Source organism: Saccharomonospora sp. CUA-673 (genome assembly GCF_001942305.1).
GTDB lineage: Bacteria > Actinomycetota > Actinomycetes > Mycobacteriales > Pseudonocardiaceae > Prauserella.
The window spans coordinates 153777-167795 of record NZ_MKKE01000022.1; the positions used below are offsets into that span (position 1 = coordinate 153777).

The 14019-nt window shown below is 67.1% G+C and carries 7 protein-coding genes; 4 read left to right on the forward strand and 3 right to left on the reverse strand.

What is annotated here, in order from left to right; all coding sequences use genetic code 11:
• Nucleotides 1–68 precede the first annotated feature (68 nt).
• From BJF85_RS11980 to BJF85_RS11995, 4 genes are all read left to right on the forward strand, one after another.
• Nucleotides 69–1610, forward strand: a complete 1542-nt coding sequence (locus BJF85_RS11980) for an iron ABC transporter permease (protein WP_083666267.1) — start codon at nt 69–71, stop codon at nt 1608–1610.
• Between the two features lie 24 nt (nt 1611–1634).
• The gene (locus BJF85_RS11985) at nt 1635–2750 is read left to right on the forward strand and encodes an ABC transporter ATP-binding protein (RefSeq protein WP_255375576.1); all 1116 of its coding nucleotides are present in this window, start codon (nt 1635–1637) and stop codon (nt 2748–2750) included.
• A gap of 70 nt (nt 2751–2820) precedes the next feature.
• Nucleotides 2821–4779 carry an aconitate hydratase gene (locus BJF85_RS11990; RefSeq protein ID WP_075847380.1) on the forward strand — a complete coding sequence of 653 codons (1959 nt, stop codon included), beginning with the start codon at nt 2821–2823 and terminating at the stop codon, nt 4777–4779.
• 87 nt (nt 4780–4866) lie between these two features.
• The gene (locus BJF85_RS11995; RefSeq protein WP_075847382.1) at nt 4867–6042 is read left to right on the forward strand and encodes an AAA family ATPase; all 1176 of its coding nucleotides are present in this window, start codon (nt 4867–4869) and stop codon (nt 6040–6042) included.
• A gap of 43 nt (nt 6043–6085) precedes the next feature.
• Here the strand turns inward: BJF85_RS11995 and BJF85_RS12000 are convergent, their stop codons facing one another.
• From BJF85_RS12000 to drmA, 3 genes are all read right to left on the reverse strand, one after another.
• Complete coding sequence (locus tag BJF85_RS12000) at nt 6086–7216, reverse strand: DNA cytosine methyltransferase (RefSeq protein ID WP_075847384.1); 1131 nt, start codon at nt 7214–7216, stop codon at nt 6086–6088.
• A gap of 308 nt (nt 7217–7524) precedes the next feature.
• Nucleotides 7525–10257: a DrmB family protein gene (drmB, locus tag BJF85_RS12015; RefSeq protein ID WP_222844535.1), complete on the reverse strand. Its 2733-nt coding sequence runs from the start codon at nt 10255–10257 to the stop codon at nt 7525–7527.
• A gap of 40 nt (nt 10258–10297) precedes the next feature.
• A complete protein-coding gene (gene drmA, locus BJF85_RS12020) occupies nt 10298–13951 on the reverse strand; it encodes a DISARM system helicase DrmA (RefSeq protein ID WP_075847390.1) in 3654 nt (1217 codons plus the stop codon).
• Nucleotides 13952–14019 lie beyond the last annotated feature (68 nt).

Genomic DNA, 14019 nt, shown 5'->3' on the forward strand with positions numbered 1-14019 from the left:
GCACGCAGGTAGCGGCGCCGCCGCCTGGGCAGCGACCACACCGGTCCAGGCGGCGGCCGCTCGAGGTCATGCGCAACGCTCCCGGTCTGACCGTGGCGGGCCTCGGCGTCGCTACCCTCATGGTGGTCCCGGTGGCGTACCTGGTGCTGGGTGCCTTCGACCGCGGACCGGGTCTCGTGGTGTCGCAGGTGTTCCGGGAACGGACCCTCGACGTGCTCCTGCGTACGGTCACGTTGGCCACGGCGGTCACGGTCGCCTGCCTGCTCATCGGCGTGGCCGCCGCCTGGCTCGTGGTCCGCAGTGACTTGCCGTTTCGTGGCGTGTTCGCCGTGCTGTTCACGTTGCCGTTGGCCATCCCGTCCTATGTCGCGGGGTTCACGTGGATCTCCGAATGGCCGGGGCTGGCGGGGTTCTCCGGGGCATTCCTCGTGCTCACGCTGGTGTCGTACCCGTATGTCCTGCTTCCCGTGATGGCAGCTCTACGCTCGAGCGATCCCGGGCTCGAGGAAGTGTCGCGCTCGCTCGGCAAGGGCCCGGTCCGCACCTTCTTCCTGGTGACCCTTCGTCAGGCTCGGCCTGCCGCATTGGCCGGTGGGCTGCTGGTCGCCCTGTACGTGCTCGGCGATTTCGGTGGCGTGTCGATCATGCGGTACGAGACGTTCACGATGGGCATCTACACGAGTTACCGCGGGAGTTTCGACCGTACTCCTGCGGCGGTTCTCGGGTGTGTCCTCGTGCTGCTCGCTGTCGTGATCACGATCGCCGAGCGTCGTGCACGGGGTAGGGCAGCCGCGTTCGGGCAGGCGCGCGTGGGTGCGGGTGCCGCGCGCGAGCCGGACACCGTCCCGCTACGTCGTGCCAGGCCTGCCGCGCTTGTCGGGTCGGGAGCGCTGCTCGCGGCCGCTGTCGGTATGCCGATCTTCACCCTCACACGGTGGATGGTGACCGGTAGTTCCACCGAGGTGGACGTGGGACGGCTCGTCTCGGCCACGGTGACGACGTTGCAGGTCTCGGCTCTCGGTGCGGCGTTGACCGTGCTGCTGGCCCTGCCCGTCGGCGTGCTCGCGATCAGGTATCAGGGCCGGTTGTCCCGCGGCGTCGAGCTGGCCAGCTTCGCCGGGTACGCACTGCCGGGGATCACCGTCGGACTCGCGCTCGTGTTCCTGGGCATTCGGCTGCTGCCCGGGCTGTACCAGCAGATGCCGATGCTGGTGTTCGCGTACGGGGTGTTGTTCCTGCCGTTGGCCATCGGCGCGGTGCGCACCGGAATCGCCGCTGCGCCCGTGCGACTGGAGGAAGTGTCCCGGTCGTTGGGCAAGGGGCGGTTGATCACCAGGTTGCGGGTGACCTTGCCGCTGGCCGCGCCGGGCGTCGCGGCGGGTGCGGCGCTGGTGTTTCTGACCGCTGCCAAGGAATTGCCGGCGACGCTGCTGCTGCGCCCGACGGGGTCCAGCACGCTTGCCACCGAGCTGTGGACGCTGACCGACGTGGTCGCGTACGGGGCGGCCGCTCCCTACGGGGCTGCCTTGATCGTCATCGCGGCCGTGCCCTCGGTCGTGCTGGGTCACGTACTGCGTACTCGGGGAAGTGTCGTGGGGACGGAAAGGTAGACGAAGCAGATGACGGAGTTGGTGGTGACCGATCTGACGGCGGGGTACGGCGCGGACCCCGTACTCGGAGGCGTCGACCTGCATGTCGAGTCGGGTCAGCTCGCGGCTGTCCTCGGGCCGTCCGGCTGTGGAAAGACCACACTGCTGCGGGTGCTTGCCGGCTTCCATGAGGCCGACGGGGGCAGCGTGACGCTCGGCGCCAACACGGTCGCGGCAGCCGGCCGGCACGTCGCTCCCGAACGCAGGCGGGTGGGGATCGTTCCCCAGGAAGGTGCGTTGTTCCCCCATCTGTCCGTCGGGGCGAACGTGGCGTTCGGGCTGGGTGGCATGCGGCGGAACAAGGCTCGCGTCGCCGACCTGCTCGAGGTGGTCGGCCTGCGTGGCTACCAGAAGCGGATGCCGCACGAGCTCTCCGGCGGGCAGCAGCAGCGCGTGGCCGTCGCCCGCGCGCTCGCCCCCGAGCCCGACGTCGTACTGCTCGATGAACCGTTCAGTGCGCTCGATGCCGGTTTGCGGGCCGAGGTGCGTGCGGATGTGCGGGAGGCGTTGCGCGCGATGGGAGCGACGGCCGTGCTGGTCACCCATGATCAGGAAGAGGCCCTGAGCATGGCGGACCGGATCGCCGTCCTTCGGGACGGCACGATCGCCCAGGCGGGTACCGCGCAGGAGGTGTACGCGCATCCTGCTGATCTCGCGGTCGCGCTCTTCGTCGGCGAGGCCGTGTTGTTGGAGGTCGATACCTACGGTGACACCGCGCCCGGTTGGCTCGCCGGGGTACCTCTGGCGCCGGCGACGCAGGATCGTCGCGACGGTGCAGGTGTCGCCATGCTTCGGCCCGAGCAGCTGCGGTTGACGGCCGTGGCACGCAATAACGGCACCGGTGCGCACGCCGTCGTGGGTGATGTGACCTTCCACGGGCACGACGCGACGGTGCTGCTCGAGCCGCTGCACACGTCCGCGTCCGTGCTCAGTGACCAGGGTCGGCTGCGCGCCCGCGTGCAAGGCGCCATGCGGGTGCAACGTGGAGACCACGTGCGCATCGATGTCGACGGTGCCGCGCGGTTCTACCCGACCGACGGTGCGTCGTCCCGGACCACCGGTGGGCAGGGAGCCGCCCGCGGTCAACCCAGCCGTCGATGAGGACACGTTTCGGTCGGCCCTCCAGCGGCAATTCCACCCTGCGGACTCCACCCCGGGCGAAGGAGGACGCATGCCTCGCAACGTCGCGCAGAAGCTGATCGCCGACCACCTGGTGAGCGGCACGATGACTCCGGGTGAGGAGATCGCGATCACGATCGACCAGACGCTGACCCAGGACGCGACCGGCACGCTGGTCATGCAGGAGCTGGAGGCGCTGGACCTGGACCGCACGCGTGCCGAGGTGAGTGTCCAGTACGTCGACCACAACCTGTTGCAGGCCGACGAGCGCAACGCCGAGGATCATGCGTTCCTCCGTTCGGCGTGCCGCAGGTACGGCCTCTGGTACTCCAAGCCGGGCAACGGTGTCTCGCACCCGACGCACATGCAGCGGTTCGGTGTGCCGGGCGCGAGCATGGTCGGGTCCGACTCGCACACCCCGGCGGCCGGGTCGCTCGGCATGCTGGCGATCGGTGTCGGCGGACTGGACGTGGCGACGGCGATCGCGGGCGAGCCGCTGTACGTGCGGATGCCGGAGATCTGGGGTGTGCGGCTGACCGGTGAACTGCCGCCGTGGGTGTCGGCCAAGGACGTCATCCTGGAGATGCTGCGCAGGCACACGGTGTCGGGTGCGGTGAACCGGATCATCGAGTACCACGGGCCGGGTCTGGCGACGTTGTCGGCGATGGACCGGCACGTGATCGCGAACATGGGCGCCGAGCTGGGCGCCACGACGACGGTGTTCCCGTCCGACGAGGCGGTGCGGCGATTCCTGCGTACCGAGGGGCGGGAGCAGGACTTCGTGGAGATCACCGCCGACGACGGTGCCGAGTACGACGTCACCGACGAGATCGACCTGTCGACGTTGGTGCCGCTGATCGCGAAGCCGTCGGCGCCGGACAACGTCGTCGAGGTGCGTGAGGTTGCCGGGACGCCGTTGGGGCAGGCGATCATCGGCTCGTCGGCCAACCCGGGGCTGCGCGACTTCGCGATCGCCGCCGCGATGGTCCGCGGCAGGCAGACGGCGGGCGGTGTCAGTTTCGACATCAACCCGACGTCGCGGGAGATCTTCGCGGACCTGACGAAGATGGGCGCCACGTTCGACCTGGTGTCGGCGGGCGCGCGGATCCATCAGGCGGGCTGCATGGGCTGCATCGGTATGGGCCAGGCGCCCGCCGTGGGACACAACTCGCTGCGCACCTTCCCGCGGAACTTCCCCGGTCGTTCGGGAACGCGGGAGGATTCGGTGTGGTTGTGCTCGCCGGAAACGGCCGCCGCCAGCGCGCTCGAGGGTGTGATCACCGATCCGCGCGACCTGGGGATCGAGTACCCGACGTTGGAACTGCCCGACCGCGCCACGGTCAACCCGGACACGCTGGAGGAGCCTCCTCCGCCCGAGACGTCACGCCACGCGGACCTGACGAAGGGTCCGAACATCTCGGCACTGCCGGACTTCCCGCCGTTGCCGGACCGGGTCGAGGCGCCGGTGCTGCTGAAGGTGGGTGACGACGTGTCGACCGACGAGATCTCCCCCGCCGGGGCCGCCGCGTTGCCGTACCGGTCGAACATCCCGGCGCTGGCCGAGTTCACGTTCACGCGGATCGACCCGGACTATCCGACGCGGGCGCAGGAGACAGCCGGCGGTGCGGGGCACGTGATCGTCGGTGGCCGCAACTACGGTCAGGGTTCGTCGCGGGAGCACGCGGCGATCACGCCGCGCCATCTCGGTCTGCGCATGGTGATCGCGGTGTCGTTCGCGCGGATCCACTGGCAGAACCTGGCGAACTTCGGGATCCTGCCGCTGGAGTTCACCGACCCCGAGGACCATGACCGCATCGACGCCGACGACACGCTGGTGGTCGAGGACCTCCGCCGGCTGCTGGGTGAGCCGGACTCCCGCCTGTCGGTGTTCAACGCGGCGAAGGACCAGCGCTACGAGGTGCGGCACACCCTGTCGCAGCGGCAGCGTGAGGCCGTGCTCGCCGGTGGCCGGATCCCGTTGCTGGCACAGAGCTCGGCCGGGGTGTCGTAAGCGGCCGTGTCGTAAGCGGCGGTGTCGTGAGTGGCGGTGTCGTGAGCGGCGGCCGCGGCTGTCGGGGTTGCCGGTTACGGTGCGGGCATGCTGACGACGCTGGCTGTGGAGAACTACCGTTCGTTGCGCGACCTGGTGTTGCCGTTGTCGCGGTTGACGGTGGTGACGGGGGCGAACGGCAGCGGGAAGTCCAATCTGTACCGGGCGTTGCGGTTGTTGGCGGACACGTCGCGCAGTGGTGCGGTGGCGGCGCTGGCGCGCGAGGGTGGGTTGCCGTCGACGTTGTGGGCCGGGCCGGAGAAGGTCGGCCGCGCGGTGCGCGAGGGCCGGACGCCGCTGCAGGGCACGACGCGCAGCAAGCCGGTGGGGTTGCGACTGGGCTTCACGGGCGACGACTTCGGCTACGCGCTGGACCTGGGGATCCCGCCCCAGGACGAGAAGTCGGCGTTCAACCGCGACCCGGAGTTCAAACGCGAGTGCGTGTGGAGCGGTTCGGTGTTGCGGGACAAGGCGTTGTTGGCGGACCGTGCAGGTCCGATGGTGCGGACGCGGGAGCAGAGCGGTGCGTGGGGTGCGGAGGCGTATCGGATCGCGCCGACGGACAGCATGTTGACGTCGTTCGCGGACCCGCGCGTGTCACCGGAGGTGTTGGTGGTGCGCGAGCAGATCCGTTCGAGGCGGTTCTACGATCATTTCCGCACGGATGCGGAGGCGCCTGCGCGGCAGGTGCGGGTGGGCACGCGGACGCCGGTGCTGGACCATGACGGCGCCGACCTGCCGGCGGCGTTGCGGACGATCGAGGAGATCGGCGACTCCGATGCGTTGCACACGGCGATCGACAACGCGTTCCCGGGTTCGCGCCTGTCGGTACGGTCGGGCGACGACGGCCGGTTCGAGCTCGAGTTCCACCAGCACGGCTTGTTGCGCCCGTTGTCGGCGGCAGAATTGTCGGACGGAACGTTGCGGTACCTGCTGTGGGTGGCGGCGCTGTTGAGCTCGCGCCCGCCGCAGTTGTTGGTGTTGAACGAGCCGGAAACGAGCCTGCACCCGAGCCTCCTGCCGGCGCTGGCGACGTTGATCGCGACGGCGGCGGAACGCACCCAGGTCGTGGTGGTCACCCACGCCCGCGACCTGGTCCGCGCCGTCGAGGCCTCCACGGACGACGCGAGCCTGCTGGAGTTGGAAAAGGAGCTCGGAGCAACCGTCCTCGCCGACGCCCCAGGCATCCTCGACCGCCCACCCTGGCACTGGCCGAAGCGTTAGGGGCCGTCGATGGTCGCCAGCCGGACCGGCAGGATTCGTCGCGTCAATTCGTCGCCATGGCAGCAATATGCGTATCAAGCGCCGCCACAAAACGTTCGTCGCGCCACAAGGTACTGGCCTTCAAACGCGCGGTGAAACCGGTGGTCGCTCCGAGGCTGAGGGGCTCCGATGAGTACTGCCCCAGAAGCCCCGCCAAGGAAGTGCGTTGCCGTACGACGATTGGCCGCTCGCTCAGCTGCCATGACTCCCGTTTCCCTGCCACCGATGACGCAGCACCTGGCCAACGCCGACCCGGCTCGAGAGCAGACCTACCAACGTCTACAGGCACCCCGGGAGACATGAGGCGATGACCGATCCATTCAGCAACCGGCACTGTGACGGCATTTCCGACCATCTTCCACCGCTCACCGAGCGTACCGAGACCGTCAGTCCAACCTGCCCTAAATCCCTGCAACCGCTCCCCTACACGAATGCCCGGGCGGCAGATCGCCTTGCCTATGTCAGCATCCGGGATCCAAACACCGGGCGGTGAGGCGATGCCGCGCTTAGAGCCACCTTTCAGGGTCGGCGTGACTCCCTCACCCCATCCGATACCACGGTTACCTTCGGTCCAGTAGAAACCATACGCGCTGTGGTGCTTCCGTGCTGCTGGCCCGCCCGTCTCATCTGCGAAGAGAACCTCACGGGGATCCTCAGCCCGCGAGGCAATGAGGAACACCCTGCGGCGACGTTGCCGCACGCCGAAGTACTGAGAGTCCACCGTTCGATAAGCCCAGTTCCAACCGTTGTCGTCGAGCCAATCGGTGATGTGCCGGACCGGCTCCCCAGAGTGAAGGGTCAGCATGTTGGGAACGTTCTCCAGGACCAACCAGGTTGGAGGCACTTCAGCGACCAAGCGAAAGACTTCACGGATAAGCCCGGAGTCGTCGCCACTAATGCCAGCGGTACGACCGACCTGACTGAGATCGGTGCACGGGAAGCCTGCTGCCACGACGTCGCATGCGGGCAACGCTTCAACTTTACGGATATCGCCCACGACCGGTGCATCAAAACGACGCTGAAGTACGGATGCAGCTGGCTCCCAGTTCTCGCAGAGCAACGCAGCATCGATCCCGGACCTACCGAGTCCGAGTTCAAGACCGCCAATACCAGAGAAAAGTCCAACCGACTTCACGAAAGCATCCTCAAAGTGATTCGAAAGAAGGACAACAAACCCAGGTTGTTCCTATTTAACCCCAGGGAAAGCTGACCTAATGATTGCAACGAGCTCATGGGCAGTTGACTCATCCAACTGGAGGGATTGACTACTCTTCGGACCACTACGACGATGGTCCGACCCGAAGGTCGTCAGATGCAAGAGTCGCGTGCCATCCTTCGCTCTGATCACCTGATGAAAGCAGTCCACCTCGGTGGGATGCGCACTGACGTTCTGCGTGCCCTCCGAAAAGCTCCTCAGCCGCGCCATCTGCGTCCTCCTTCGTATCAGCTCAGGTCAACCAGGACACCGTACTGGTGCAACCGCACTAGGCGCTCGCGAAGGCCAGCCGCGATCGCACTGTCGCTGCTCAGCAAACCGCACTCAAGGCTTCGTTCGGCAGCGGCCTTGGAGAAGTTGGCGCTGGTGACTAAGGCTTCGCGGTCGTCGACAGTGATGAGTTTGGCGTGCTGGATGGCGTAGGTGTCGCCCCCGGGTTGCTCGAGAGTCCAGATCTGCGCCCCGACGAGCATACCGGCGACCATCTCCGCTGTCTCACGACGCTGTGCGGTGTCGACCACGACCGTGACGTCCACGCCACGGCTAAGAGCGTTTCTCAGCGCAACCAGGTGCGGTGAGCCCCAGCCGGCCGAATAGGTCGCGGCGTACACCGTACCTTCCGCCCGATTGATGAGGTCGAGGGCGGCCATGGTGGTCCGTCCTTCGGCTCCAGGTACGTCGCGGGGGTTGGTCCACACGATTCCTGGACGCGCGACCCTCGGTACCGCGGCTATTCCTTCGAGCGCTGCGACGCAGCGGTCGATGTCTGCATCGCCGCCCACCAGCTCTCGCAGCAGCGTCTTCACTTCGACCTGGTTGACGCGGTAAGCCTTCTTCGCCGCGAGGTTCGTGCGGCGCCGTTGCCGCAGATCGGCAGCGATGCGCCCGGCCTCTTCCGGGGTGAGCAGCTGCCCCAAGCGTGTGATCGCGGACACTTCAGCGCACCTCGACCAGGCCCTTGAGTAGCCCCGGGGTCTAACTTTGGGCTCCTCTACGAGCCCGAGCAGCATGCGCCGGTCTAGAAACCGGTTGGCCCGTTCACAGCTGGTTTCGCTCAGGAAGAGGCAAAAGTGGCATGCGGCTCCGTGGAGGAACTCCTCCTTTCCCTCGGGCACTCGGTGACCGCAGATCGGGTCCGACGAACAGCGTTGTCCACGACGGAGAGCCTTCCGGACCAAGTCCTCAAGCTTGTCCGGTTTAGCCAGCTCCACGAGTCCTCCGAGCGTTCCCTCACTGTCGGAAGCGGTGGTGCTGATCAGCAACCCCGCAGCCGGTAGGTGCTCGTCGTCGCCCTTCCACGCGTAGATCCGCTCGGTGAGACTCGCCGACCCATAGCCACTCGACATGGCCGCCTCGCGGATCAACAGGTGCGACAGCGTGTGGATCGCCCAGTAACGTGGTGGCGGGAACCGATCGTCGGGGTGGATTTTGCTCGCGGTCTCGCTGGTGCGGCGTCTGAAGTTGAGGCGATGCGCCTCCCGGAAACGGCGCCACACCTGCAACTGCTCGACCGATTCCTCCCACGGCGAGATCGCGGATTCGTCGAAACGCAGGAATACTCCCTCGCCCCGATCCTCGGTGGCCGGCACCCACGTCGGACGCCCGTTCCGTGTCAGCGGCGCGACGCGCTCTGCTGCGTCGTCCATCCGGTCGAGCGCATCAATGCGGGTGAAGCCGATGAAGGCATTGACCTTCTTCAGTTTCTCGACAGCGACGGCTTCGGCGACGACACCCGACAGCAGGTCCGGCACGTCGCGTCGTACAGCGCGGAAGTCGGCCATGCCGGAATGGCGGGTGTACTTCTGCTCGTCGGTGAGGACTGCCCATTCCGGGCCGAGAATTGTCCGCGGGTCGGTGCGTCGCTGCGGTGCCGTCACCGCATCCGGAACCGAGTCACCGCGCGCCAGCTGCACGCCCTGCCACAGCACGTCATCGGGTACGTCGTCGAAGACGTCAGTCTGTGCCATCGCACCAGCCATGCCTCGGAACATTTCCATGTGCGACGCCGACTTCGGCAGGTCCAACTGTGCTTTGGGAAGCGCCCGCAACTCCGGTACGAGCTCCTCCGGCGTCGCGGCTTCCTCTCGCGGGAGCGCCAACAGGCCCAGAGTGGAGGGGAACCACTGGTTGGCCGCGCCGAGCATCATCAACCGACCCTGGTGCCCACAGGGATAGAACGCGTCGAGATGCGCATGGCGACCGCGGCAATACGGGAGTTTGTCTTCCGCCACGCGCCCCGTCGCTTCCCGCATACCGCGCCGGGAGTCGCAGGACAGGCACATGACCTGGACGTCCGGACCGATGTTGCTCTTCCATTCCCGCATGCGCAGCTGCGGGAGCGCGTCGCCGCTGGGGCACGTGCGACCGCGATGCACCCAGGCGACGTAAGGGAATTCGTCGAGATGGCCAGCGACGCAGGCGATCAGGTAGCGCGCGGGCACGACGGCCTGGTCGGTACCGCCGCCCTTGCCCTGGAATCCCTTGCATTTCTTGTGCACGAACTTCGCTTGGTCGGGGCGGTAGCGGTTGGTGTTTTCGTAGGCGAACAGTTCGTGCGACACCGGCGCGAGGAGCCCGCATCCGGTGCAGCGCAGCCACTGCGGGAAGATCCGGCCGGGGATGCCGAGGTTGACGGCATCCCCGCCGGCGTGGCCCTTCTCCTCTGGAGCCCACGGCGGCTTGCGGAGCTCGCTGACCTGGCCACCGAGGTGGGAACGAACCAGTTCCAGCAGTCGCCGCTCAAGGATGACGTCGATGATCGGGCGGCGGGCATAGATCCGCTCCCAGGCTTCGAGGCCGTGTGGCATCACAGCCTGGTGGGGCAGGTCGATGGTGGCGCCGATGCCGTTGGTGTAGAGCATCGCCGAGGGGCGAATGGAGCCGACGCGTGCCCGGTTCTTGGGGTTGTTCTCCTCGACATCGCCCGTCGGGTCCAGCTCGGTGGCGCCAACGGTGACCAATTCGGGTACGACGACGAGCCGTCGTCCGTGGTCTGCTCACTCACTGAGAGACCTCCTCGGGGAACTTCCAGTCCGGTCGGTCCTGTGGCTCCTTGAAGGCGAGCCGGTCTGGGCTGGGGCTGACCAGCAAATTGATCTCGGGCTGGACCTCGCGCATGGAGTTGGCGACGACGAACACCCGGTCGGCTTGTTTGGGCAGCTTCGTTTCGGGGCTGATCAGCAGTGGCCAGCCGGGCTTGTTCTGTGGTGGCCGCTCGTAGAACAGCTGTCCATCGACCTCCGTGGCTTTGTCGTGCCAGCGGTCGAGTCGTTGCAGCAGCTTGAGTCGCATCCGGTCAGCGGCCTCGGGCGTATCGGCCGCCGGACCCGCCCGCTGCACCAGCTGCTCGACCAGTTTCTGCACCACCGACATCTCGCTGGGCACCTGCCCGGCGCCACCTTCCGGGGACAGCGACCGTTGGGTGACCCTGGCGACGCTGACGAGCACACCCATCAAGCCGCGCTCCATCGCGGTGTCGGAGTACGGCGTGACACTGAGTGCCTCGACCTGGGCGTAGAAGGTTTCGTGGTAGTGCCGGAACTGTTCGAAGTGCGCCATGTCGCGCGGCCGTGACCAGTTGGCCAGCGAGACCACCAGGCCCGGCTTGTCCTTGTCACGACCGACGCGCGAGGACGCCTGGATGTACTCCGCGGTGTTCTTCGGCTGGCCGACGACGAGCATCAGGCCCAACCGAGGCACATCGACACCGACTTGCAGCATGGAGGTGGCGAGGACGACATCGTACGGCTTCTCACCCCAGGCCGGCGGGTTCTTGCCGGATTCCTTGGCCTCGATGAAAGCCTTCCGATGCGCGGCACGTCCTTGCGTACTCCAGCGGCGACTGAAAGGCATGGAGAGCTTGTCGAGGGTCTTGGAGATGTCCTCGGCGGAGACGCGCGACGTGAGTTCGCCGATCGCGAGGCCTTCGCGGTCGGTGGTGCGTCGTGGGAATGGTTCGGTGTTGCCCGTGACGCGGATGGTGACGTCATCGTCGAGGTAGCGCCGCATGCCGGCAAGTTCGCGGGTGGCCGAGAAGTAGCCGACTGTCGTCAGGTAGGGGTCGGCAGCTTCGCCGTGGCTATCCAGCAGCTTCTGCCCGGCAAGCAGCAACACCTCGGCGAGCCGGATTTCGGCCAGGGTGAGCCGGATGCCATGGGCACAGATGCCGAGGTACTTCCGACCGGGATCTTCGTCGGAGACCGCTTTCTCCTTGGAGAAGTAGGTGTCGCGGACGTCGAGCACCTGGGGCGGGAAGACGTCGACGCCGCGGCCGTAGAGCGCTTCGACTTGGCGCTCGGCGTTGGCCACCGTCGCGGTGGAGGCGACGACGAGCGGGCGGACCGTCAACCCGCGATGCGTGTACGACGACAGCAGGTCAACGGCGTTTTCGAAGACCCCGACAGCGGTGCCGAGCGCACCGGTGATGAGGTGCAGCTCGTCCTGGATGATCAGGTCGGGTGGGCGGAGTCGGTCGACCTTCTGCATAACGACCTTGGGGATCTTGCCCTTGGCGTTGTGCGACTGTGCCTGCCCACAAGATCCCCGCGCGTCGGGGTGCCGGTAGCCATGGCGCGGACACCACTCGTCGACGTAGCCGAAGAGGCTGGCGGCCTCGCCTTCGCGGGCGAGACGGGCGAATTTGTCGACAGTGGCGAGCAGGAAGGTCGGCGGGTTGCGGTAGATCTCGTCATCGACAGTGGTGATGGGAAGTGCGCCGTCGGCAGCGCCGTCGATGGAGAACTCGCAATCGCCCCGCTTGTGATCGCCGCAGTAGACGCGCACGCGCTCGGCGTCAGGGTCGGCGACGACGTCGCGCTTGGGGTCGATCTTGGTCCCGCACCAGGGGCAACGCTGGAGTTGCAGCACGGTGAGGCCGTGGGCGCGCCAGGAGTTCTCGCCGCGGGCTTCGATGACCTGGCGTTCGGCGTCCTTGTAGCGCTTGGGGCTGACAGCGGACCCGACCCAGAGGCCGATGCTGAACGGCTGCTCGCCCCAGGTGGCACTGTCCGCCTGCCGGATCAGCTCGGCGGCGCAGACGAGCGCGGCGGCGCGCTGAAACTGCTGGGAGGTGAGGAGCCGCAGCGTGTAGCGCATGAGAACGGCGACCCCGTCGCCGCCATCCAGTACGCCGTCATCGGTCTCGACCTTGCCCTGCAACCGCCGGATCGCGAAGGTGTACGCAGCGAGCCCGAGGTAAGCCTCGGTTTTACCGCCGCCGGTCGGGAAGAACAGCAGCTCGACGTTGGCCGCATCGCCACTGCGGTAGGGATGCGCCGGATCGGTGAGTGCAGGCAGCTGGAGCAGCACGAACGCGAGCTGGAACGGCCGCCACGAAGCGACCGACGGGTCATCCGGCTCTCGTGCGATGAGGTCGGCCAAGACATCGTTGATCTTCTTGGACTCGTCCCCGGCCCGGACAGCGGCGACCTGGCTGTGGATGCGCTGGTCCCGCATCGCTCGGTTCATGAACCGGAACGCGCGCAGCGCCTGCGGGTTGTTCTTCAGCAGCTCGACGCCTTCGCGGAGCCGCTCTGCAACGATCTCGGCCTCCCCGATGGCGTCCTTCGCGGGCTCGTGCAGACGCTCCGGCAGCCCATCCGCGGTCGCGTGCTGGCCGGTGAGCCACTCGGAGTACCCGTCGATCAACGGCCCGAATGCTGCCTCGGCGCCGTCGGCCTTGAGCCCGGCGAGTGTCTTCATCGACGTGACCGTGTCGGCTGCACCGCCCGGCACGGTCTGCGCCACGTCAGCGGTAGGGAGCCATGTGGTCTCAACCGAACTGGCCTGCCGCGCTATGTCATCAGCGGTCCAGGTAACCGAACAGGTCCGACCGATCGCGTACTCCAGCCGATGCCGATACTGCAGGTCGAGACGCCGCCGTTCGTCATCGTCCTCGTCGTAGTCGTCCTTCGCCACGTCCCGCGTGGGCAAGAAGACAGCCTCCCCGCTGGTCGCCTCGACCTTCAGCTTGGTCTGGAACAGCCAATCCTTCGGCGGCGCGTCCATCCCGGTGATCCGGTCATTGGAAAGCGCGACCTCGACGATCGTGCGGTCCAGTAGAGGAAACAGCTCGACTCGCAGCGTGACGTCCTGGTCCAGCTCGATCGGTTCGAGGATCGCGTGCTGGTCGTGATCCCGAACGTCGATCTCGGCCCACCGCTCGAACGGCGTCCGCTGTGAGTAGAGGATCTTCCGCCCGTCATCGTTCTCCCGCCGCGTGCCCTCGTACCGCCCCCACGAAGCCGTCACCGCGAGTACGCCGCAGTCCCGCGGCACCTGGAACCGCAGCCCCATCGAGGACGGATGGGTCAGCAGCCCCTTGGGTCCCTCGTCGCGCTCCTCGTCGTCAACGGCCGTCCCGGCATCCTCATCTGTGTCGACCGGAACCCCTTGCTGCAGGAGATGCTCGTTGTCGACGTCGGAAATCGCCTCGCCGGTCACTCCCGGATCCCCGGCATCGTCCCCGATGGTCGAGCTTGTCGAGAGCTCCGCCCGCTCCGGGTCGACAGTGACAGGCGCGAGCGAACCAACCGCGTACCGCGCCCGGGGTGTGCCGACGATCTCCTCCTGCGCACCGTCCCGCGGCCCGAGCAGTTCCTGCTCGATGAGATCCACCAGATCGCCCCGTACCTGGGTCGATGGACTCGTCGCCATCCGTGTCGCTCCCGTCCTACGTTTCCCGTGGTCGCCAGTTTGCCGCAAACAACCGACACGCCTGCGAG

Excerpts from the sequence above, each read along its gene's own strand:
- BJF85_RS11980 (WP_083666267.1), top strand. The coding sequence starts at position 69 with ATGCGCAACGCTCCCGGTCTGACCGTGGCGGGCCTCGGCGTCGCTACC.
- BJF85_RS11990 (WP_075847380.1), top strand. The coding sequence starts at position 2,821 with ATGCCTCGCAACGTCGCGCAGAAGCTGATCGCCGACCACCTGGTGAGC.
- BJF85_RS11995 (WP_075847382.1), top strand. The coding sequence starts at position 4,867 with ATGCTGACGACGCTGGCTGTGGAGAACTACCGTTCGTTGCGCGACCTG.
- drmA (WP_075847390.1), bottom strand. The coding sequence starts at position 13,951 with ATGGCGACGAGTCCATCGACCCAGGTACGGGGCGATCTGGTGGATCTC.